This window comes from Parathalassolituus penaei (assembly GCF_026626885.1).
Classification (GTDB): Bacteria; Pseudomonadota; Gammaproteobacteria; order Pseudomonadales; family Oceanobacteraceae; genus Oceanobacter; species Oceanobacter penaei.
The window spans coordinates 41,441-63,544 of sequence record NZ_JAPNOA010000003.1 but is presented as its reverse complement, the minus strand read 5'-3'; the positions used below and the strand labels follow the sequence as shown (position 1 = coordinate 63,544).

Genomic DNA, 22,104 nt, shown 5'->3' with positions numbered 1-22,104 from the left:
TCTGGTCTGCCGCTGTTAACGGCTGGCCTGACGGGTAGCGGTGGCACGGGTCATATCCAGCAGGATGTGGCCGCTTTCTACCAGCAGGGCATCGTCTTCCTTGTTCTGTTTGCGGCTTTCCGGATCTGCTTCTTCGCTGTTGTCCTCGTCTTCCATCTTGTCGAGCAGCGGCATACCTTTGGCTTTACGACGATCGTTTTCGAGAGTCAGACGACGGGCTTCGTTGGTTTTACGTTCCTGCTCGCGCTCAGCTTCGTTCAGTGAAACGCTGGTCTGTTTGCGCATTTCCTCAATCAGCACTTTCTGTTCACGCAGGTAGACGAAATCCGGATCGTTTTTCACGCGGTTCTGGTGTTCTTCGCGCAGCTTGCCGACCACATCGCGAATCTGGCGGCTGGCACTGAATTGTGCTGGACGAATGGTATCCCACGGCATAGCTTCTTCCAGTGCGCTTTCACCAATCTTGTCCTTGTCGAACAGGGAAGGGAACAGGATGTCCGGAATCACGCCCTGGTGCTGGGTACTTTCACCAGAAACCCGGTAGAACTTGGCCTGGGTAATTTTCAGCTGACCATTACGCAGCGGACGCAGTGACTGTACGGTGCCTTTACCAAAAGTTTGGCCACCAATAATGATGCCACGACCGTAATCCTGGATGGCGCCGGCAAAAATCTCGGAAGCCGAGGCGCTCAGGCGGTTAACCAGCACTGCCATTGGGCCGTCGTACCACACGGTTGGGTCTTCATCCTGCAGAACCTCGATACTGCCACGAGCGCTGCGGACCTGAACCACCGGGCCTTCCGGAATAAACAGGCCAGTCAGGGAAATGGCTTCTTCCAGTGAGCCGCCACCGTTGTTACGCAGGTCGATCACCAGACCGTCGATACCTTCGGTGCGCAGTTCCTTGATCAGGCGTTCCACGTCACGGGTCGTGCTCTTGTAGTCCGGACGATTTTCCATACGACCCTGGAAGTCGATGTAAAAGGTCGGAATATCGATCACGCCGATGCGTTTTTCAGTACCGTTGTCTTTGACGGTGATGATGCTCTTCTGGGCGGATTGCTCTTCCAGTTTCACTTCATCACGAATAATGGAAACGATGCGGGTTTCGCCAGTATTGCCATCGGACGGCTGGATCTCCAATCGTACCGTGGTGCCTTTAGGGCCACGAATCAGATCAACCACTTCGTCCAGACGCCAGCCAATCACGTCGGTGATTTCACCATCCGGGTTCTGGCCAACACCCACAATCTTGTCACCCGGCTTCAGGTTGCGGGCTTTTTCGGCTGGACCTGCCGGAACCAGACGCACCACTTTGGTGTATTCGTCTTCGCTTTGCAGTACCGCACCAATACCCTGCAGGGACAGGCTCATATTGATGTTGAAGTTTTCACTGCTGCGCGGTGAAAAGTATTGGGTGTGAGGATCGAAGGCGCGGGTGACCGAGTTCATGATGGTCTGGTAAGCGTCTTCAGACTTGCTCTGGTACAGGCGGTTGAGCTGGTTCTGGTAACGTTTTTCCAGCAGCTCCAGCGCAGCTGGACGTTCCTTGCCACTCATCAGCAGTGACAGCAGGGCGTTTTTCAGACGCTTGCGCCACAGGTCGTCCAGTTCAGCGGTGCTGGTCGCCCACGGTGCTTTTTCACGATCCAGCTCCAGACGTTCATTGTTGGTGAACTGATAACTGGCGGCATTATTTTTCAGCTCGTTTAATACAAACGACAAACGTTCTGCCATTCGCTGTTGCAGCTGGTTATACATCCTGAATGCGAAGTTGGTATCACCACGCATCAGGCTGTCGTCAAATTGCAGACGATATTGTTCGAAATCCTTGATATCGGATGCCAGCAGGTAGCTGCGTGTACTGTCGAGGTCTTCGATATACAAATCAAAAATACGGGATGACAACTGGTCATCAAGACGGCGGGATTCGTAATGGCCACGCAACAGATTGTTCATGATTTGTTGGGTGGTGACGGCCTGCTCACGATCCGGCTGCAGTGGCGTAAAGGGCGTGCCCGGTTTGATGTCGGCCACGGTGGCGTGACTGGCGATGGAAAACATCAGTGCTCCACCCATAATCAGGGGGCGCAGCAGGCTCAGGCAGTTTGAATACATAATAGGTGGCCAGACGTCTCGTTCAGATGGTTGCTCGTATTTGTGCGGTATTGCCGGCATCGTTATTATGCCCTGAAGGGCATATCGACGTTGATGCTAAGGCATTGGCCGGGGCATGTCATCTTTCCTCACCAGGTTTACGGTTCCGATGAGCATGTCTGTATGGCCGGTCGTATTCTGCAGACCTTTCAGCAGGCGGATAATTCCGTCAATACCATCCATTGTTGCTCCGGAGACCCTCATGGCGCGTGTAAAACTGGACTTGCCCGACCATCTCGACTTTTCGACAGATCTCGATATCCGCATCTCGGACATCAATTATGGCAATCATTTGGGAAATGACCGCATGGTTACCCTGATTCATGAGGCGCGTCTGCGTTACCTCAAACATCACGGCCTGACCGAGCTGGATATTGACGGGTTGGGATTGATGGTGACCGATATTGTGGTGACGTTCAGTGCCGAGTCGTTCCTGGGGGATGTACTGACGTTCAGTGTGGGACTGAGCGACTTTAACAAGTATGGCTGTGACGTGGTGTATCGGGTTGAAAACCGCGCCGAGGGACGCAAGGTGGCTGAAGCCAAAACCGGTGTGGTGTTTTTTGATTACAGTGCCCGGCGACTGGCGCGGATCCCTGAGCTGTTCAAGCAACGCTGCGCTCCGGAGTTGCTGGAGGCTGACTCTGCCAGCGCTGCGGAATAGATTCTGTTGGGCTTGAATCGCAGCCGGATACATAAAAAACGGAGTTAGCGGCACTGGCGCGATCAGTTGACGAGTTTTCAACAGACTGAACATCGATTGCTGAAGTCGCCCAGCGCAGCTGGCTGCTTAATGCCCATCTGGGCGAGCCGGGATTCACCGCAACGGCCGACCCAGCCGGGGCATGGATGCCCCGCAAGGCCCGTTGGCACAGGGACGTGCCATCGGGCCGGGGTCGAAACGCCGTTGTCGGGGAATACCGGAGACACGAGCCCAGTCGGGCAAAGCAGGGGGGAGGCCCGCCCGGCCGGGGGACAAGGCCATAGAAAAGATTCATTAGATTGGATTTTTGGGGGAGGCCCGCCCGGCCGGGGGACAAGGTCCCCCAGGAGGGCAAGCAGCCTTGCCGATTAACAAGCTGCCGCTATTCGATGCGGGAATAAAGCGAAAGAGTGCCGACGAGTGCTTAACTGATCAGCTATAGAGCCAGCGGCTCTATTTTTTATGCAGGTGACGACGTTGCAGCAGCTCAGTAGTCGTCGGCGCTTGCGGCAACACCGGCATCGTCAAAGTAGCGGGTGATAAAGTCGAGAAACGCCCGGCTTTTGGTCGCCAGATAACGGTTCTGCGGGAATACCACCTTGATGGTGCGTACCGGGATTTCGACATCACTGAACAGGCGCACCAGTTCGCCGCTTTGCAGATGGCGGTCGGCAATGTAGGTTGGAATGGCAGTGATACCCATACCCGCCAGGCATGCTTCATATACCAGATCGATGTCATTCACCGACAACTTGCGTTCAACGCTGGAGAGGGTGAAGCCATGATCTTTCTCGAACTGACGCAGCCAGTTGATGCGGGCAAATTCTGCGTTAGTCACCATCAGGATACGATGGTGGTTGAGGTCTTCGAGGGTTACTGGGGTGCCCCAGCCCTTGAGGTACTCGGGAGATGCACAGATCACAATGTTCTGGCGGGCGACCGGTTTGGCAATCAGGCGTGAGTCTTCGAGGCTGCCAATGCGCAGGGCAAAGTCATAACCTTCCTTGACGATATCCAGAGGGCGATCAGAGATATGCAGGTCGAAGCTGATGTCCGGGTACTGTTCCGAAAAGTCGTGGAACATGCGGGCCAGCTCACGACGGCCGAAGTTGGACATGGCGGTGATGCGCAGACGTCCACGAGGGGTTACGTCAAAGTCGGTGACCAGCTTTTCCGCTTCGGAAATGGATTCCAGAATGTTCTCACAGTGTTGGTAGAACATCTGTCCAGCTTCGGTGGGGCTGACCGAACGGGTGGTGCGGTTCAGCAGGCGAACACCAAGGCGTTCTTCAAGGCCACTGATCTGTTTACTGACAGCGGATGGTGTAACCCCCAGTGCATCAGCAGCCGACGTAAAGTTACGGGCGCGGACGACGGAAACAAAGGTTTGCAGCGTGTCGATACGAGACATGAGTGATTCTTGCCTGAAATCCAGTTAGTCGCCGATTATATTTAATTTTCGGGAAATAATAAGCCCGCAGGTGACCAATTGTGTACCTCAGGCCGAAGCCTTGCCCGCTTTGCCGGATTTCAGGTTGAGCAGACCGGCACCAAAAATCATGATGGCACCCAGCCAGGTCGTCCATGCCGGAATCTCATTCCAGAACACCCAGCCCATCAGGGCGCCATAAACCACTGCGCTATACACGTACACACCAATCTTGCCGGGTGATGCCAGCATATAGGCTTTGGTCATGGCCAGTTGTCCGGCGCTGGCGATGGTGCCCATGGCCAGTAGCCACAACCAGGCAGTGGACGGGACCGGCTGCCAGTTCAGAAGGGCGCCAGGTAGTGAAATCAGGCTGGAAATCAGGGCGAAATAAAACACGATGCTCTGGCCGGTTTCCGAGCCAGACATACGACGTATGGTCACTTTGGCCAACGCCGCCAGAGCGGCGCCCAGCAAGCCAATCAGGGCGGCCAAGGTAAATGCACCATCACCTCCCGGTTGCAGGATGACCGCCACACCGGCAAATCCGATCACAATCGCGACCAGACTGAAACGCCCGGCCGGTTCCTTCAGCCACCACCAGGCAAACAGTGGCATAAAAAACGGGCTGGAAAGTTTGACCAGAAATGCTTCTGTTAATGGCATGTTGCCGAGTGCCCAGAAGTAACAATACATCGCCGATAGGCCAACAATGGCGCGCACCATGTGCCACTGCCAGGTGCCGGTGCGAAGCTGTGCTGTGCCGGTTTTCATGATCAGCGGCACCAGTACTATCAGGCCGAACAGGTTGCGAAAGAACACAATTTGTTCCGTCGATAGTTCAAGCGACAGGTGTTTGATCATGGCGCCCATAATGGCCAGCAGGGCTTCCCCCAGCAGCAGGAAAAGGGCGCCGGTTCGGAGTTCGTGAGTCACAGGGTTTACTCGGATGAATGGGCTTTAATTTCCATAGGAAGACGCCATATATCTGTTCAGAAGATTTCAGCGTGGCCCGTGGTTCTGGATGGCGCGGATTATACGCAGGGGCTGTCGATTTTTGCTCAGGGTCAACGAAATCTGAATTAGTTTTTCTTGTTTTTGAATAGATCTACTTGAAAAAAACTCATACGGCCGCACTTAGGAAATCAAGAGTAACCGCTTCGCACCGGATTCCCCGGGCACGGCTCCCCCTAGAACGCCATGAGTGTCAGTTACAGGAGGCACCCGAATTATGCGTATGGACCGTTTGACCACCAGTTTGCAGAACGCCCTGGCCGAAAGTCAGAGTCTGGCATTGGGGCAGGATCACAATCAGATTGATACCGTGCACTTGCTGCTGGCCTTGCTGCAGCAAGCCAACAGCTCGGTAAAGGATGTTATTCGTCGTGCTGGCGGTAATGTGCCAGCGCTGGTGCAGTCCCTGCAGCGTGTGCTGCTGGACCAGCCGCGAGTCAGTAATCCGGATGGCCAGATTCAGGTAGCCGCCGAACTGGGGCGTTTGCTGAACCTGACTGAAAAAGCGGCCCAGCAGCGCGGTGATCAGTATGTATCCAGTGAAGTGTTTCTCTTGGTCGCGCTGGACGATAAAGGCCCGGTAGGAAAGGTGTTAAAAGAAGCAGGTCTTGATAAAGACAAGGTTGATAAGGCGATTAATGACATGCGTGGTGGTGAATCGGTGCGTGATCCGAACGCCGAAGACAGCCGTCAGGCTCTGGAAAAATTCTGCATCGATCTCACCGAACGTGCCGAGGCTGGCAAGCTCGACCCGGTGATTGGTCGTGATGACGAAATTCGTCGCACCATTCAGGTTCTGCAGCGCCGCACCAAAAACAACCCGGTGCTGATCGGGCCGCCAGGGGTGGGTAAAACTGCCGTGGTGGAAGGCCTTGCTCAGCGTATTGTGAATGGTGAAGTTCCAGACACCTTGAAGAACAAACGCATCCTGTCGCTGGATATGGGCGCGCTGGTTGCAGGTGCCAAGTATCGCGGTGAGTTTGAAGAGCGTCTGAAAGCGGTATTAAAAGATGTGTCTCGCGAAGAAGGCCGTATTGTGCTGTTCGTAGATGAGCTGCACACCATGGTTGGTGCCGGTAAAGGCGAAGGCGCGATGGATGCGGGCAATATGCTGAAACCGGCATTGGCGCGCGGAGAACTGCATTGTGTTGGTGCAACCACGCTGGATGAGTACCGGGAATTTATCGAAAAAGACGCTGCGCTCGAACGTCGTTTCCAGAAAGTGTTGGTGGATGAGCCGTCGGTGGAGGATTCCATCGCCATCCTGCGCGGCCTCAAAGAGCGCTACGAAGTGCACCACGGGGTGCAGATTACCGACAGTGCCATTATTGCTGCTGCCAAGCTGTCGCAGCGCTACATCACCGATCGTCGTTTGCCGGACAAGGCGATTGACCTGGTGGATGAAGCGGCATCGGTAATCCGGATGGAAATCGACTCCAAGCCGCAGGAGATGGATAAGCTTGAACGTCGCCTGATCCAGCTGAAGATCGAACGCGAAGCGCTGCGCAAGGAGAAAGACGACGCCGCCAAAAAACGCCTTAATGATCTCAACGAAGAAATCAACAAGGCCGGGCGTGTCTATGTTGAGCTGGAAGATGTCTGGAAGCGTGAAAAAGCCCTGCTGGAAGGTGCGTCCAAATCCAAGGAATTGCTCGAACAGGCTCGTATCGAACTGGATGCCGCGCGTCGTGCAGGTGACCTGACCCGTATGTCTGAGTTGCAATACGGCCGTATTCCAGAACTGGAAAAACAGCTGGCGTCTGCCAACGAAGCAGAAAGTGCTGGCAAGCAGGAATTTACCTTGCTGCGTAACAAGGTAACCGAAGACGAAATTGCCGAAGTGGTATCGAAGTGGACCGGTGTGCCGGTGACCAAGATGCTGGAAGGCGAGCGCGACAAACTGCTGCGGATGGAAGAAGTGCTGCACGAGTCTGTGGTAGGTCAGGATCAGGCGATTCAGGCGGTATCCAATGCTGTGCGTCGTTCCCGTGCCGGTTTGTCCGATCCGAATCGCCCGAACGGTTCATTCCTGTTCCTCGGCCCAACCGGGGTGGGTAAAACCGAATTGTGCAAGGCGCTGGCGAATTTCCTGTTCGACAGCAAGGACGCCATGATCCGGATTGATATGTCCGAATATATGGAGAAACACTCGGTGGCTCGCCTGATTGGTGCGCCTCCAGGTTATGTCGGTTACGAAGAGGGTGGTTATCTGACAGAAGCCGTACGTCGCAAGCCTTATTCGGTGATTCTGCTGGATGAGGTTGAAAAGGCGCACCCGGATGTGTTCAACATCCTGTTGCAGGTACTGGATGATGGCCAGCTGACCGATGGTCAGGGCCGGCGGGTAGACTTCAAGAATACCGTGCTGGTGATGACGTCGAACCTCGGTTCTGACCTGATCCAGAATCTGTATTCGGACCAGCCGTACGAAATCATGCGGGATGCTGTGATGGAGGTTGTTGGTAGTCACTTCCGTCCGGAGTTTATCAACCGGATTGATGAAGCTGTGGTATTCCATCCATTGCTGAAAGACCAGATTCGCGGCATTGCGGATATCCAGTTGCAGTTGCTGCGGGATCGTCTGAAAGACCGTGACCTGGCGCTGGATCTCAGTGATGCAGCGGTCAGCAAACTGGTGGATGTGGGCTATGACCCGGTGTTTGGTGCGCGTCCGCTCAAACGTGCCATTCAACGCTGGATCGAAAACCCATTGGCTCAGGATATTCTGTCCGGCAAATTTATGCCGGGGGATACCATTGTGGCGGATGTTCAGGATGAACATCTGGTTTTCCGCAGTCGTCACTGATCCATCATCAGAGCCGTACGGATATTTATAATCCGACGGCAGCAAAAACCCGGAGCAATCCGGGTTTTTTATTACAATTTTGTCAGATCACTGTTGCCGCAGATGTGATGATCCAGGGGTTAACACCTTCAGCTATCATGTTAAGGTGACGCTTCATTTTAGCCTTCCTGGATCTCTTGCCCGGATGACAACATTTAAAGGAATAACACTGCTGTGGGTGGTTCTGATGATCACTGCTTGCAGTACTGCCCAGCCGGCTGAAACGGCTGCGCTGGCCACGGTTCAGGAACTGAACTGCCCATATCCCGCTGGTGTTGATCTTGATAACCATCGTCAATCGGTGCGAATCTCACTGGGGCGGCGGCCCTCGGCCGGCTATCACATTGAGCTGACTCGTCAGGATGTTGATAGTGGTAATCTGTTTCTTGAATTCTCCGAACAGCGTCCAGATGGTATGGCGGCTCAGATGCTGACCTCGCCTTGTATGACGGTGTCACTACCGGACGACTGGCAGCAGCTGGTGGTCCAGAATCGCCAGAACGGACAGCGCTGGCAATTTTCTCGTTAAGTGGGGCATAAACATTGGCCCTGATTTTGGGTATTGATCCGGGGTCGCGTACCACCGGTTTTGGCATCATCAACATGGTCGGGCAGACTGCCACCTACGTGACCAGTGGTTGTATCCGCTGTGGTGAAGGCGAAATGCCGGACCGCTTGCTTCGTATTTACGAATGTATTGATGAGCTGATTGAAACCTGGACGCCGCAGCAGTTTGCCATTGAGCGGGCGTTTATGGGCAAGAATGCTGATTCGGCCATCAAGCTGGGCCAGGCTCGGGGGGTGGCAATGGTGGTGGCAGCTCGTCATGGTCTGCCAATCCATGAGTACGCACCACGCGCAATCAAGCAGGCAGTAACCGGTGCGGGTGGTGCGGAAAAGGAGCAAATCCAGCATATGATGCAGGTTTTGCTGAAGCTCCCGGGGCGCCCGCAACCCGATGCCGCCGATGCGCTGGCAGTGGCCTTGTGTCACGGTTATAGCCTGTTAAACAGGGTGGTAATGGCTGGTATTAAGCGGCCTGAAAGAAAGCGATTAAGTCAAGTACCCCCTACCAAAAAAATATAATTGCGGTAACACTTGTGCTCCTCTTGAGTGTTACCAAACGTTCCACTAGGCTATGCCGCGTTTGATACAGGTAACAAAATGATTGGTCGATTACAGGGCGTTCTGCTGGAGAAAAGCCTCCCGGATTTGCTCGTAGACGTACATGGCGTGGGGTATGAAGTTCAAGCGCCGGTGTCGACTTTTGCCAGCCTTGGCAAGGTCGGGGATCCTGTAATTCTGTATACCCACCTGGTTGTTCGTGAGGATGCGCATCAGCTGTTTGGTTTTAGTGATACCAGCCAGCGCACCCTGTTCCGAACCCTGATCAAACTGAACGGTGTTGGTCCCAAACTGGCGCTGGCTATATTGTCAGGAATGGACGTCCAGGCGTTTGCGCGTTGTGTTCATGCCGAGGATGTAGCGTCCCTTACGAAACTCCCCGGTGTTGGTAAAAAAACAGCAGAACGTCTGATCGTTGAGATGCGTGATCGTTTGCAAGAATGGCAAGCGCCCGCGCCACTGTGGCAGGCCAGTGAACAAGCCGAGCAAAAGCAAGCAGATGACCGACTGCGGGAAGCTGAATCTGCATTGATAGCGTTGGGTTACAAGCCCGTAGAAGCGTCCCGTATGTTGAACCGTGTGGCTGATCAGGCCAGCACACCGGAAGAATTAATTCGCCTGGCATTACGCAACAGTCTGGGTAACTCATGATAGAAACCGATCGTTTTATCATCAGTTCTGCTCCAGCTGGATCCGGTGAGGAACACCAGGATCGCGCAATTCGCCCAAAATCCCTTAAAGACTATATTGGTCAACCTGTCGTTCGTGAGCAGATGGAAATATTCATCGGTGCTGCTCGGGCGCGCAGGGAGGCGCTCGACCATACGTTGGTATTTGGTCCGCCGGGATTAGGCAAAACAACATTGGCCAATATTATCGCCGAGGAGATGGGCGTAGCCATCAAGTCCACCTCGGGGCCAGTGCTGGAGCGGGCAGGAGATCTGGCAGCCTTGCTGACCAATCTCGAAGCGGGTGATGTGTTGTTTATCGATGAAATTCATCGATTGAGCCCGATAGTCGAAGAAGTGTTGTATCCGGCAATGGAAGACTACCAGCTGGATATTATGGTGGGAGAAGGGCCTGCGGCCCGTTCCATCAAGATTGATTTGCCGCCTTTTACCCTCGTAGGGGCGACTACCCGGGCAGGTTTGCTGACCTCGCCGCTGCGAGACCGCTTCGGCATCGTGCAGCGTCTGGAGTTCTACAGCGCTGAAGATCTCGGATTGATTGTGCAACGTTCGGGGCGGATGTTAGGGCTCGACGTTGATGAGGGCGGCGCTGCAGAAATTGCGCGGCGCAGTCGTGGTACGCCGCGAATAGCCAATCGGCTGTTACGACGGGTTCGGGATTATTCCGAAATGCGCGGCACCGGTCAGGTTGATCGCCAGTGTGCAGATGCCGCGCTGAATCTGCTGAACGTTGACGGTCAGGGCTTCGATCATATGGATCGCCGTTTGCTGTTAACGCTGATGGAAAAGTACGACGGTGGGCCAGTGGGTGTAGAAACCCTGGCGGCATCGATTGGTGAAGAGCGTGACACGATTGAAGACGTTCTTGAACCGTATCTGATGCAGCAAGGTTATCTGACGCGCACACCGCGAGGGCGTGTTGCGACACGTCTGGCTTACCTGCACTTCGGCCTGAATGTGCCGGAGCGACTGGGGAAAAGCAGTGACGAACTTTAGTTTCCCGGTGCGGATTTACATTGAGGACACTGACGCTGGCGGAATTGTCTATTACGCCAATTATTTGCGTTACATGGAACGTTGCCGCTCCGAATGGCTCAGACAGTGTGGAGTCAGTCAGGAAATACTGCGGCACCAGGACATTCTGTTCGTTGTAGCAGAAGCGGCCTTGAAGTATCACCGGCCGGCGCGACTTGATGAAGCGCTGGAAGTGACTCTGACAGTAACTGATATGGGAAAAGCCCGTTTGCGTATCTGTCATGAAGTCTTCAGGTTGGGGGAGGATGCTCCCCAATTACTGGTCACCGGCACCGTGACGGTGGCTTGTATGTCGGCAGCAGGCAAGCCAAAAGCTATACCTGCTGAAGTACGTGAAAAAATTGACTATACAGACCGCCAGAGCGGTTAAAAACGGGAGTTGTTGTGAACGAAGCCGAATCATCCTTGTCGTTGTTTCATCTGATTGCTAACGCCAGTTTTGTGGTGCAGCTGGTTATGCTGTTGCTGCTGAGCGCGTCAGTGTTCAGCTGGATGATTATCTTTCAGCGCAGCCGTCTGCTGTCTGATGCTCGCTCCCAGGCTTCTGATTTTGAAGAGCGTTTCTGGTCTGGTATCGATCTGAATGATCTCTACCGTGAATGCCAGAATCAGGAAGAAACCAGTGCGCTGGAAAATATTTTCATGGCTGGTTTGAAAGAATTCACCAAGATGCGTCAGCAGGCGACCGTTGATCCTGACTCCCTGATGCAGGGTTGTCAGCGTGCCATGCGTGTTGCCATTACCCGTGAGTCCGAAGCACTTGAGCTGCATCTGCCGTTCCTGGCCACCGTTGGTTCCACCAGTCCGTACATCGGCCTGTTTGGTACTGTGTGGGGGATCATGCACTCATTTACCGGTCTGGCGGCTGTGAAGCAAGCGACCATTGCGACTGTGGCTCCTGGTATTTCTGAAGCTCTGGTTGCTACCGCCATGGGTCTGCTGGCAGCGATTCCTGCGGTAATTTTCTATAACCGTTTTGCTACCCGTACCGAATCCCTTACTACTGGTATGTACACCTTTGCTGATGAATTTTCATCATTGCTGTACCGTCAGGCGCTGCGCCTGAACCAGCCAGCACCACGCAAGGGTAACATCTGATGGATTCGATGCAGCCGCAGGGGCAGAAGCGTCGGCCAATGGCTGACATCAATGTTGTTCCTTATATCGACGTCATGCTGGTGCTGTTGATCATTTTTATGGTGACTGCGCCTATGCTGGTGCAGAGCGTGCCGGTTGATTTGCCCGACGTAGATGCTACTGCAACCGATATCAAACCGGATGACAGTATGCTGACTGTCAGCGTTACTGCAGATGGCCTGTACTACGTCGAACGCGAAGAAGAAGAGCCGCAGGCGATGTCGTTGGAAGAAGTGGTTGATTACGCTGGCAAGATGAAAAGTGCGGTTCCGGAAACCCAGGTCATGATTCGTGGTGACCAGAATGTTCCATACGGAAGTGTGGTGGCGCTGATGGGTGGTTTGCAGGGTGTTGGTGTCACCAATCTGGGTTTGATTACCGAAGCGCCAACTCCGCAGGTGCGTTGAGATGGTTAATGACACATCGTCCTACCGCTTGCCGTTGGTGTTGGCTGTATCGCTGCACCTGTTTGTTGTTGCCTTGTTTCTGATCGAGTGGCCGGATAGCCCTCGTGAGATCGCACCGCCGCCACAACACGTGACGGCGCAAATCGTGAAAAGCGAAAACACGGTGACCGAGCAGCGTAACCAGGCCTCACGCAAAAAAGCGGAAGAAGACCGTCGCCGCAAGGCGGAGCAAGAGAAAAAAGTAGCAGAACAAAAAGCTGCTGAACAAAAAGCGATTGAGCAGAAAGTTGCCGATCAAAAAGCGGCAGAGCAAAAAGTAGCCGAGCAGAAAGCGGCAGAGCAAAAAGTAGCCGAACAGAAAGCGGCGGAGCAGAAAGCGGCGGAGCAGAAAGCGGCGGAGCAGAAAGTCGCCGACCAGAAAGCTGCTGAGCAGAAGAAAGCAGAAGAGGCCAAGAAGTTAGCGGACCAGAAAGCTGCCGAACAGAAAAAGGCCGAAGAAGCCAAAAAGTTAGCGGACCAGAAAGCCGCTGAACAGAAAAAAGCCGAAGAAGCCAAAAAGTTAGCGGACCAGAAAGCCGCTGAACAGAAAAAGGCTGAAGAAGCCAAAAAGTTAGCGGACCAGAAAGCTGCTGAGCAGAAAAAAGCTGAAGAAGCCAAAAAAGCTGCTGAACAGAAAAAGGCCGAAGAAGCTAAAAAAGCCGCCGAACAGAAAAAAGCTGAAGAAGCCAAAAAGGCCAAGCAGCGTGAGAAAGAAGAGCAGCAGCTGATGGAGCAAATGGCCATTGAGCAGGCCGCTCGTGAGGTTGCAGACCGCGAGCAAGCTGAACAGCGTGCCAAGCTGGCTGCAGAGGCTCAGGCTGATGCCATTAGCCAGATTCGTGCTGCAGTAGAAGATAACTGGATGTATCCACCCAATGTGAATCCGCAACAGCGGGTTGTGGTGCGCATCAATACAGTGCCTACTGGGCAGGTAATGAGTGTGACGATTGTGCAGGGGAGTGGAAACCCGGCACTGGACCGTTCGGTTGAACAAGCTGTGATGAAGGCGTCGCCATTGCCGATGCCAGATGATCCGCGAGTTTACGAGCAGTCTTTCAGGACATTTACAATGGAATTCAGACCGGAGAACGCAACGTGGTAATGAGATTGATGCTGTCTTTGCTGGTATTGCTGTCTGCAGCAGTACACGCCGAGCTCACCATTCAGGTAACACAGGGCAAACAGTCCGCAATCCCTATTGGTATCGTTCCTTTTGAATGGGACGGTTTGCAGCCTCTGCCTGAGGATGTTCGTGGCATTGTTAATGATGACCTCGGACGCAGCGGATATTTCCGCACTCTGGCTGCTGAAAATATGATTGGTCGTCCATATGCACCGGAACAGGTTGTATTTGGTGATTGGAAAAACCTTCGTCAGGATTTTGTGGTTATTGGCAAAATCACTTATGACGGCTCCGGATATGCGGTTGATTTCCACGTAATGGATGTTCACCAGAAGGTTGAATTATTCCATCACCGTGTTCGTGGTACTGCCAGTCAGTTGCGCGATATGGCTCACTACATCAGTGACTTTGTGTTTAGCAAACTGACCGGTATTCCGGGAGTGTTTTCAACCAAGATTGTATATGTCACTACAAATCGTGAACGTAATCGTTTTAACCTGAACTATGCCGATGCGGATGGTGCGCGTGAACAGTTGATATTCACATCCACGCAACCAATTATCTCGCCAGCATGGTCGCCAGATGGCAAACGTATTGCATATGTTTCGTTTGAAAGTGGCCGCACTGCAATTTATTTCCAGGAGCTGGCAACCGGCAAGCGTCAGATGGTGCTGAACATGAAAGGCTCCAACAGTGCGCCTGCGTTCTCGCCTGACGGGCAGCGCCTTGCGTTTGTTCACTCTGAGGGCGGAAATCCGGACATTTTTGTGCTGGATCTGGCTTCCGGAAACGTATCACGTTTGACCGATCATTATGCCATTGATACTGAACCTCAATGGATGAAAGATAATCGTACTATTGTATTTACATCCAGCCGCGCAGGTGGGCCGCAGGTGTATAGTCTGGATACTATTACGCGTGAAGTTAAGCGTATGACTTTCCAGGGTAACTATAATGCTCGTCCTCGGGTTACTGATGATGGTCGCAAATTGATTTATGTTCATCGTGAAGATGAAGGTTTTCATATTGCATCCCAGGACCTGGCAACTGGTGCTGTAAATATTCTTACTATGGATACTCAACTTGATGAGTCTCCTAGTGTTGCACCGAACGGAAGTATGGTAATTTATGCCGCAACTGAAGCTGACCGCAGTATTCTCGCTGCCGTGTCTGTGGATGGCGATGTTAAATTCCGTTTACCGTCTAAATATGGTGATGTCAGGGAACCGGCCTGGTCGCCTATTTTTTAACTGTTGAACCTTCAATTGGAGTGGGTAATTAATTATGCAAACCAACGCACTGTACAAAGCTCTGGGTCTGTCTCTGGCCGCTCTGCTGGTAACCGCATGTTCCAGCAAAGACGTTAAAGAAGAAGAAGGCAGCACTGTTGCTCAAGTAGAAACTGCTACCAACACTGTTGACCAGGCTGCTCTGGATGCTGCTGCTCGTGAAGCTGCTGCTCGTGAAGCTCAAGCTGCTCTGCTGGCTCAGACCGTTTTCTACTTCGACTTCGACCAGTCTACTATCAAAGCCGAAAGCAAAGCTGCTCTGACCGCTCATGCTGCTTACCTGGCTGCTAACTCTACTGCCCGTGTTGTTCTGGAAGGTCACGCTGATGAGCGCGGCACTGTAGAATACAACCTGGCTCTGGGTGAGCGTCGTGGTGAAGCTGTTCGTCGCTTCCTGCTGGCTAACGGCGCTGCTGCTGGTCAGATCGAAGTTGTTTCTTACGGCGAAGAGCGTCCAGCCGTTTCTGGTCACGATGAGTCCAGCTACGAGAAAAATCGTCGCGTAGAAATCAAATACCAGAGCCGTTAATGAAATCACTCATCATCCCTTTAGCACTGGTTGTTTCAGCCAGTGCCAGTGCGGGTGACTGGGTGTCTGTAGGTGCGTCCTCCCAAGGCGCACCTGCTAGTACGTCGATCAGTTCCGGGAATCCTGTAGTCCCAGTGGCTCCAATCACACCGGTCACTGCTGTTAATACGCCCGCCCAGGGCAATCTGATGAGCGAACTGCTGATGCAGATCGACCAGATGCAGCAGGAAATTGCGCAACTGCGTGGTACCGTTGAATCCCAATCCATGAAGATCAAGCGTCTCGAAAAAGACAGCGAGACCCGCTATCTTGATCTCGATCGTCGTATCGTGTTCCTCACTACTGCCAATGGTAGTGGTGCGTCGGCAACGACACCTTCCGCTTCCAGCACTGCAACGACTGATACCTCAGCATCCTCTTCTGCCTCGACTTCTGTTTCTTCTACAGCATCTGACAGCTCTGCTGCCAGTTCCGAGCCGACTTCATCAGCTTCTGCTGAAGACGCCTATAATGCTGCGATGGCGCTGGTCAAGGACAAGCAGTTTGCTGCTGCCAACAAGGCCTTCGAACAGTTCGTTAAAACCTATCCAAATGACGCCCTGACCGCCAATGCCTATTATTGGAATGGCGAGGTGTATATGGTTCGGCAAGAACTGGCATCGGCAATCACCAGCTTCCGCAAGGTGATCGACAAGTACCCGGATCATGTCAAAGCTCCTGATGCTACCTACAAGTACGCTGTGGCGCTCGACAAGTCTGGTGACAAGGCGGGTGCAATTGAGTGGCTGAAAACCGTGGTCAAACGTTATTCCGGCAAGGCTGATGGCACAGTTCGTCTGGCACAGTCCTATCTGGATAAGCTGAATGCAGGCGGCTGATTTCAGTTTTTTTAAAAAATTTCATATTTTTTAAAATTCTGCTTGCACAAGCCTGAAAATCGAGTAATATACGTCTCGCTTTCAGGGGGTCGTTAGCTCAGTCGGTAGAGCAGTTGGCTTTTAACCAATTGGTCGCTGGTTCGAATCCAGCACGACCCACCACTTTCCCAAACGCTTCGGGAATGGTGGTGGACTAACCTGAAAGAAGCGTTTATAGCATCGGGTCGTTAGCTCAGTCGGTAGAGCAGTTGGCTTTTAACCAATTGGTCGCTGGTTCGAATCCAGCACGACCCACCACTTCAAACAAGTCTGATGTGGTGGTAGATGTGAAAATACTGAAAGTTGTTGACAGTGTCACATAAATCAGTAAAATGCGCGCCAAGGCTTGGGTCGTTAGCTCAGTCGGTAGAGCAGTTGGCTTTTAACCAATTGGTCGCTGGTTCGAATCCAGCACGACCCACCACTATTTAAAAAAGGGAGAAAGCCTTGCTTTCTCCCTTTTTTCATTGGGCGCAAAATGTTTGCGACCATCAATCTTCAAGGTCAAAACGGGATATTTCCCGACTGTGTTACACTCTGTCCGTTTTCCATCCTGGTAATGAGATCCTTATGTCGCAGGTCGTCCAACAAGAACAACGACAGCTGGTTCAGGAATTTCTGGCGACTTCTCGTGAAGAGCCGCTGGATCCTGCACAGGCTGAAGCCCTGAAAGAAGAAATCCGTGAGTTGCTGCGTAAGGAAGATGCTGTCCTGGTGGCGCATTATTACACCGCCCCGGCGATCCAGGCGCTTGCTGAAGAAACCGGTGGCTGTGTGTCGGACTCGCTGGAAATGGCTCGTTTTGGTTCTCGTCATGAAGCCAGCACCCTGATCGTTGCTGGTGTGCGTTTTATGGGAGAGACCGCCAAGATTCTCAGCCCGGAAAAACGTGTGCTGATGCCAACACTGGAGGCAACCTGCTCTCTGGATCTGGGGTGTCCTGCCGATGAGTTTGCAGCGTTCTGTGATCAACATCCAGACCGCACTGTGGTGGTGTATGCGAATACGTCTGCTGCGGTAAAAGCACGTGCAGATTGGGTGGTTACCTCCAGTATCGCGCTGGATGTGGTTGCTCACCTGCATGGCAAGGGCGAGAAGCTGATCTGGGCGCCGGATCGCCATCTGGGTGATTACGTTCAGCGTAATACTGGTGCTGATATGTTGCTGTGGGATAGCGCCTGTATCGTTCATGATGAGTTCAAGGCCAAGGCGCTGGAAGACCTGCGCAAGGTATATCCGGAAGCCGCTATTCTGGTTCACCCTGAATCTCCTCAGTCTGTGGTTGAAATGGCGGATGCCGTTGGTTCTACCAGTCAGCTGATAAAAGCGGCTACCACCTTACCGAATCCGGTCATGATCGTGGCGACCGACAAGGCGATTTTCTACAAGATGCAGCAGGCTGTGCCTGACAAGTTGCTGATCGAAGCGCCTACGTCCGGCAATGGTGCAACTTGCCGTAGCTGTGCACATTGTCCGTGGATGGCTATGAACGGACTGGCCAATATTCGTGACGTGCTGGTACGTGGTGATCAGGAAATCTTTGTTGAAGAAACCCTGCGTCAGGGTGCGGTGCGTAGCCTGCAGCGTATGTTGGACTTCAAGGTCTGATATTGGCCCAGCTACAGATGGAGATTGGTCCCAACAAAAAGCCCGCATTAGCGGGCTTTTTGTTATCTGCCTTTCAGCGAAGACGCGTGCTCCTGGGGCTCAGGAGCGGCGTGGTGGTGCTTTCGGGTCAGTTGAGCCTGTGATCTGGCGCAAACGCTCCTTGAGTGCTTCCTGGCGCATGAAGTCGCCACTTTTGGCAGCTGCCTGAATTGCCATGTCGAGTTGACTGGCGGCGCGGGCATCATCACCGGTCAGATACAGATATTCGGCATTGGCCTGATAGGCGGTGACCTGTTGGTCGGCATGAGCCGCTGCGATGGACAGTTTTTTCCAGATCAGCGGATTGCCAGGGCGTTGATTGCTGAGATCTTTCAGAACGGTTGTTGCTTCGCGGGAGCGGCCGCCGTTGTCCAATATGTCGGCAAGAGTATCGGCCAGCACATAACTGTTTGGACGGTAAACCTGTTGTTGACGCAGCAGGCGAATGGCGTCGTCCAGTTGACCGGTCTGAGCTTTGGCGCGCGCCAAACGACTCAGTACAACCGGTTCCCGTTGCAGATTGGCTGGAACCTGGTTAAGCCAGTCGATCGCTTTCTGAGGCTGATTCTGTTTTAGCGCCAATGAGGCAAGAGAACAAAGGCTTGCCCCTTTGAGGGCGTCGCTGATGCCGGGCTTGTCGAGTGTAGTCAGGTACTCCGCTTGAGCTTGCTCCGGGTTGAGCTGGTAGCGCATCTGCGCTTCTTGTTTGAGCACCAGAAAATCAATGCCAACCAGTCGTGGTTCGGTCGGATACTGTGCTGCGCGATCCGCGGCATCGGCAATACGGCTGCCCGTGAGAGGGTGAGTCAGCAGGAATTCCGGTGGTGCTTCGCCAATCCGCTGGGAGTTTTGCATCTGCTCAAACATGCTTGGCATGGCTTCCGGGTCCATGCCTGAGGCGGCGAGGGTGCGAATACCGATACGGTCCGCTTCTCGCTCCCAGTCGCGGCTGTAGGCCAGCTGGTTCTGGATGTTGGCGGCCTGGCCGGCCATCAATCCTGCGAACCCGGCATCGGCATGATTGGTCGCGATCAGAAGCAGGCTGGCGAGCAGGGTGGCAATGGCCACAGGTTCCTGTTGCTGGGCCTGTTCAACGCCACGGGCGTAGTGTCGTTGTCCAAGGTGGGCGAGTTCGTGCGCCAGTACCGCCGCCAGCTCATCTTCGTCTTCGCTGAACAGGAACAGACCAAAGTTGACGCCAATAATACCGCCGGGCGCTGCGAAGGCGTTGAGCTCGCGTTTGTCGATCATGATGAACTCGAACTCTTTCTGCGGCATGTCCGCAAACGGCAGCAGCTTGTAGACGGTATTCTCGATGAACTCTTCCAGTAGTGGATCTTCAATCGGCTGGGTGTTGGCTCGTAGCTGGCGCAGCCAATCTCGGCCCAGGCGATATTCGTCCTCGAGGGAAACGTAGGACGATGAGCTGTCACCCAGCGAGGGCAACTGGTCTGCCTGGACGTGAGCAGTGGCCGCACAGGCTCCCAGCAATATGCAGACAAGTGTTCGGTTCAATCGGAAATTCCCACAGGAAACAAAGTTGTAATCCGGCTCTGACCCGCGCAGGCCAAAAAGTTCCTGGGGCGGCCGGGGACGGGATAATGTGATACGTTCGGTGCAGAGAAGCGTTGAGACTTGTAACGCGGTTTGAGATTATCGTTGCATATCCCACCAGTTTGGCAAATGGCGCCGGTTGTGTCTAATTCAATTCCTTTTGATCGATTTCTGGATGCGGAAGGGCAACCTTGCCCGCTGCCGCTTCTGAAAACCCGTTTGCAGCTCAAGTCGATGGCACCCGGCGAGGTATTGCTGGTCAAAGCCTCCGATGCCGGTTCGTGGCGTGATATACCCCGTTTTGTGGAGACATCTCCACACCGTCTGCTCGCCAGTCAGGAAGATGGCAAGCTTTACAGTTTCTGGATAGAAAAAGGATCCACCTGACATGATGCAGGTTTTGAAGCGCTGGATTGATCGCTATTTTTCAAATGAAGAGGCGTTGCTGTTACTGGCGCTGATTGTTGGTTCCTTGCTGGTGTTGATGTTTCTGGGACATGTACTGGCTCCGTTTCTCACGGCAGTGGTGTTTGCCTATCTGCTTCAAGGTCTGATGGATCGTTGCAAGCGTGTCGGGATGGGGCACTTATCGGCCACCATTGTGGTGTTCCTGCTGTTTGTCAGCCTGATGGTGCTGCTGCTGTTTATTATCCTGCCGGCCACCTGGACCCAGCTATCGCAGCTGGCGGTAGAGTTGCCGAGAATCGCCAGCAAAGGACAGGCGCTGATGATGTTGTTGCCTGAGCGTTATCCTGAGTTGGTGTCGGTCGAACAGGCCCAGGACTGGATGCAGCAAATCCGGGATGAGCTGGCCAGCATGGGACAGTGGGCGCTGAGTTTCTCGATTTCCGGTATCACCCTGGTGATGGGTATGCTGATCTATTGCGTGCTGGTGCCGATTCTGGTGTTTTTCCTGCTCAAGGATGGTGATGAGATCATCGCCTGGTGTGTGGATTTTCTGCCAGTTCAACGCAACTTGCTGAATCAGGTCTGGAGTGAAATGGACCTCCAGATCGCCAATTACATCCGTGGCAAAGCGCTCGAGATCGTGATTGTTGGTGGTGTCAGTTATGTCGCGTTCCTGATTCTCGGTCTGGATTACGCTGCACTGCTGGCGATTGGTGTTGGTCTGTCGGTGCTGGTTCCGTATATCGGTGCGGCGGTGATTACCGTGCCAATTGCTCTGGTCGCCTACATGCAGTGGGGGTGGGGCAATGACTTTATTTACCTGATGGTGGTCTACGGCATTATTCAGGCTCTGGATGGCAACGTACTGGTGCCGTTGCTGTTTTCCGAGGTGGTGAACTTGCATCCGGTAGCCATTATTGTGGCGGTTCTTGTGTTTGGTGGATTGTGGGGATTCTGGGGGGTGTTTTTTGCAATTCCTCTGGCAACCCTGTTCAAGGCCGTTATCAGCTCGTGGCCGGGCCACAATCATCCATTTGGTGCGTAACTGATACCCCGGATAATGGTGGGGTGACTTGTCACTCCGCCAGCACGCCAGTAGTATTGCGCCCTTGATTTTTAAACCCCGACAGCCATTGCATCCTGATTCGGGGCGACAACCTAGCGGAGTAGAAGCTCATGATCACCGGCAGTATTGTGGCAATGGTCACGCCAATGCATCCTGATGGCCAGGTCGACTGGGAATGCCTGGACAGCCTGGTGGACTTCCACATCAAGAATGGTACTGATGCCCTGTTGCCAGTGGGCACTACTGGTGAATCAGCCACTCTGGATACTGAAGAGCATCTGGCGGTCGTTGCCCGCGTGATCAAACAGGTTGCTGGCCGTCGCCCGGTTATCGCCGGTACTGGTGCCAACTGCACAGCGGAAGCCATTGAGCTGACCCGTGAAGCCAAAAATCTGGGTGCTGACGCCTGCTTGCTGGTGACTCCGTACTACAACAAGCCACCACAGCGCGGTCTCATCAAACACTACGAAGCGATTGCTGCAGCGGTTGATATTCCGCAGTGGCTGTACAACGTACCTGGCCGTACTGGTTGTGACATGCTGCCAGAAACGGTGGCCGCTCTGGCGGATATCGACCAGATCGTTGCCATCAAGGAAGCGACCGGTGATATCGACCGTGCTCGCAAGATTATCGAACTGGTAGGCGACCGTATGGCCGTTTATTCCGGTGATGACCTGACGGCTCCTGACCTGATTTTGGCGGGTGGCAAAGGCAACATCTCCGTGACTGCCAACGTTGCTCCACAGCTGATGCATGAACTGTGCATGCTGGCTCTGGACGGTAAGGCTGCTGAAGTTGCCGAGCTGCAAAATCGCCTGATGCCACTGCACAAAGCCATGTTCTGTGAAGCCAACCCGATTCCGGTGAAGTGGGCCATGGCTCGTATGGGCCTGATCAAGTCTGGTCTGCGTCTGCCTCTGGTTGAAATGGACAGCCGCTTTGCTCCGAAAGTTGAGCTGGCGATGTCTTCTGTCGGACTGATCTGACGCTT

21 protein-coding genes and 3 tRNA genes are annotated in these 22,104 nt (G+C 53.6%); 20 read left to right on the top strand and 4 right to left on the bottom strand.

Annotation, left to right across the window (positions count from 1 at the left end; genetic code table 11):
* Positions 1-15: 15 nt before the first annotated feature.
* The gene (locus tag OUO13_RS00360; protein WP_283171860.1) at positions 16-2,118 is read right to left on the bottom strand and encodes a carboxy terminal-processing peptidase; all 2,103 of its coding nucleotides are present in this window, start codon (positions 2,116-2,118) and stop codon (positions 16-18) included.
* A gap of 241 nt (positions 2,119-2,359) precedes the next feature.
* On the opposite strand from OUO13_RS00360, the gene OUO13_RS00355 reads away from it, so the two are divergent.
* Complete coding sequence (locus OUO13_RS00355; RefSeq protein WP_283171859.1) at positions 2,360-2,821, top strand: acyl-CoA thioesterase; 462 nt, start codon at positions 2,360-2,362, stop codon at positions 2,819-2,821.
* A gap of 526 nt (positions 2,822-3,347) precedes the next feature.
* Here OUO13_RS00355 and OUO13_RS00350 read toward each other — a convergent pair.
* Positions 3,348-4,271: a LysR family transcriptional regulator gene (locus OUO13_RS00350; RefSeq protein WP_283171858.1), complete on the bottom strand. Its 924-nt coding sequence runs from the start codon at positions 4,269-4,271 to the stop codon at positions 3,348-3,350.
* A gap of 87 nt (positions 4,272-4,358) precedes the next feature.
* The gene (locus tag OUO13_RS00345; RefSeq protein WP_283171857.1) at positions 4,359-5,225 is read right to left on the bottom strand and encodes a DMT family transporter; all 867 of its coding nucleotides are present in this window, start codon (positions 5,223-5,225) and stop codon (positions 4,359-4,361) included.
* A gap of 295 nt (positions 5,226-5,520) precedes the next feature.
* On the opposite strand from OUO13_RS00345, the gene clpB reads away from it, so the two are divergent.
* The 16 genes from clpB to nadA all read left to right on the top strand — a co-directional run bounded on the left by clpB (position 5,521) and on the right by nadA (position 18,046).
* A complete protein-coding gene (gene clpB / locus OUO13_RS00340; RefSeq protein ID WP_283171856.1) occupies positions 5,521-8,109 on the top strand; it encodes an ATP-dependent chaperone ClpB in 2,589 nt (862 codons plus the stop codon).
* A gap of 184 nt (positions 8,110-8,293) precedes the next feature.
* The gene (locus OUO13_RS00335) at positions 8,294-8,677 is read left to right on the top strand and encodes a protease complex subunit PrcB family protein (protein WP_283171855.1); all 384 of its coding nucleotides are present in this window, start codon (positions 8,294-8,296) and stop codon (positions 8,675-8,677) included.
* 14 nt (positions 8,678-8,691) lie between these two features.
* The gene (gene ruvC / locus OUO13_RS00330; RefSeq protein WP_283171854.1) at positions 8,692-9,234 is read left to right on the top strand and encodes a crossover junction endodeoxyribonuclease RuvC; all 543 of its coding nucleotides are present in this window, start codon (positions 8,692-8,694) and stop codon (positions 9,232-9,234) included.
* 78 nt (positions 9,235-9,312) lie between these two features.
* Entirely contained in the window at positions 9,313-9,924 is a 612-nt protein-coding gene (gene ruvA, locus OUO13_RS00325; RefSeq protein ID WP_283171853.1) for a Holliday junction branch migration protein RuvA, read from the top strand.
* A complete protein-coding gene (ruvB, locus tag OUO13_RS00320; protein ID WP_283171852.1) occupies positions 9,921-10,958 on the top strand; it encodes a Holliday junction branch migration DNA helicase RuvB in 1,038 nt (345 codons plus the stop codon). Before ruvA ends, ruvB begins: the two co-directional genes overlap by 4 nt.
* Positions 10,945-11,367 carry a tol-pal system-associated acyl-CoA thioesterase gene (ybgC, locus tag OUO13_RS00315; RefSeq protein WP_283171851.1) on the top strand — a complete coding sequence of 141 codons (423 nt, stop codon included), beginning with the start codon at positions 10,945-10,947 and terminating at the stop codon, positions 11,365-11,367. Before ruvB ends, ybgC begins: the two co-directional genes overlap by 14 nt.
* A gap of 35 nt (positions 11,368-11,402) precedes the next feature.
* Entirely contained in the window at positions 11,403-12,095 is a 693-nt protein-coding gene (gene tolQ / locus OUO13_RS00310; protein WP_283171937.1) for a protein TolQ, read from the top strand.
* Positions 12,095-12,541: a protein TolR gene (tolR, locus tag OUO13_RS00305; RefSeq protein WP_283171850.1), complete on the top strand. Its 447-nt coding sequence runs from the start codon at positions 12,095-12,097 to the stop codon at positions 12,539-12,541. The genes tolQ and tolR overlap by 1 nt, the downstream gene beginning before the upstream one ends.
* A 1-nt stretch (position 12,542) precedes the next feature.
* Positions 12,543-13,682: a cell envelope integrity protein TolA gene (tolA, locus tag OUO13_RS00300; RefSeq protein ID WP_283171849.1), complete on the top strand. Its 1,140-nt coding sequence runs from the start codon at positions 12,543-12,545 to the stop codon at positions 13,680-13,682.
* The gene (tolB, locus tag OUO13_RS00295) at positions 13,682-14,953 is read left to right on the top strand and encodes a Tol-Pal system beta propeller repeat protein TolB (protein ID WP_283171848.1); all 1,272 of its coding nucleotides are present in this window, start codon (positions 13,682-13,684) and stop codon (positions 14,951-14,953) included. Before tolA ends, tolB begins: the two co-directional genes overlap by 1 nt.
* A gap of 34 nt (positions 14,954-14,987) precedes the next feature.
* Positions 14,988-15,521 carry a peptidoglycan-associated lipoprotein Pal gene (gene pal / locus OUO13_RS00290; RefSeq protein WP_283171847.1) on the top strand — a complete coding sequence of 178 codons (534 nt, stop codon included), beginning with the start codon at positions 14,988-14,990 and terminating at the stop codon, positions 15,519-15,521.
* Between the two features lie 188 nt (positions 15,522-15,709).
* Positions 15,710-16,399: a tol-pal system protein YbgF gene (gene ybgF / locus OUO13_RS00285; RefSeq protein ID WP_283171846.1), complete on the top strand. Its 690-nt coding sequence runs from the start codon at positions 15,710-15,712 to the stop codon at positions 16,397-16,399.
* A gap of 86 nt (positions 16,400-16,485) precedes the next feature.
* Positions 16,486-16,561, top strand: a tRNA-Lys gene (locus OUO13_RS00280).
* 59 nt (positions 16,562-16,620) lie between these two features.
* Positions 16,621-16,696 (top strand) — tRNA-Lys (locus OUO13_RS00275).
* Positions 16,697-16,786: 90 nt separating this feature from the next.
* Positions 16,787-16,862 (top strand) — tRNA-Lys (locus tag OUO13_RS00270).
* A 146-nt stretch (positions 16,863-17,008) separates the two neighbouring features.
* On the top strand, positions 17,009-18,046 hold the full coding sequence (nadA, locus tag OUO13_RS00265) for a quinolinate synthase NadA (RefSeq protein ID WP_283171845.1): 1,038 nt from the start codon (positions 17,009-17,011) through the stop codon (positions 18,044-18,046).
* 99 nt (positions 18,047-18,145) lie between these two features.
* On the opposite strand, the gene OUO13_RS00260 is transcribed toward nadA, so the two are convergent.
* Positions 18,146-19,600 carry a M48 family metalloprotease gene (locus tag OUO13_RS00260; RefSeq protein WP_283171844.1) on the bottom strand — a complete coding sequence of 485 codons (1,455 nt, stop codon included), beginning with the start codon at positions 19,598-19,600 and terminating at the stop codon, positions 18,146-18,148.
* Between the two features lie 168 nt (positions 19,601-19,768).
* Between OUO13_RS00260 and OUO13_RS00255 the strand changes: the two genes are divergently transcribed.
* The 3 genes from OUO13_RS00255 (at position 19,769) to dapA (ending at position 22,099) form a co-directional block, all read left to right on the top strand.
* Positions 19,769-20,026, top strand: a complete 258-nt coding sequence (locus OUO13_RS00255; protein WP_283171843.1) for a sulfurtransferase TusA family protein — start codon at positions 19,769-19,771, stop codon at positions 20,024-20,026.
* Between the two features lies 1 nt (position 20,027).
* Positions 20,028-21,092, top strand: coding sequence for an AI-2E family transporter (locus tag OUO13_RS00250; protein WP_283171842.1), 1,065 nt, complete (start codon positions 20,028-20,030; stop codon positions 21,090-21,092).
* 131 nt (positions 21,093-21,223) lie between these two features.
* Positions 21,224-22,099, top strand: coding sequence for a 4-hydroxy-tetrahydrodipicolinate synthase (dapA, locus tag OUO13_RS00245; protein ID WP_283171841.1), 876 nt, complete (start codon positions 21,224-21,226; stop codon positions 22,097-22,099).
* Positions 22,100-22,104 lie beyond the last annotated feature (5 nt).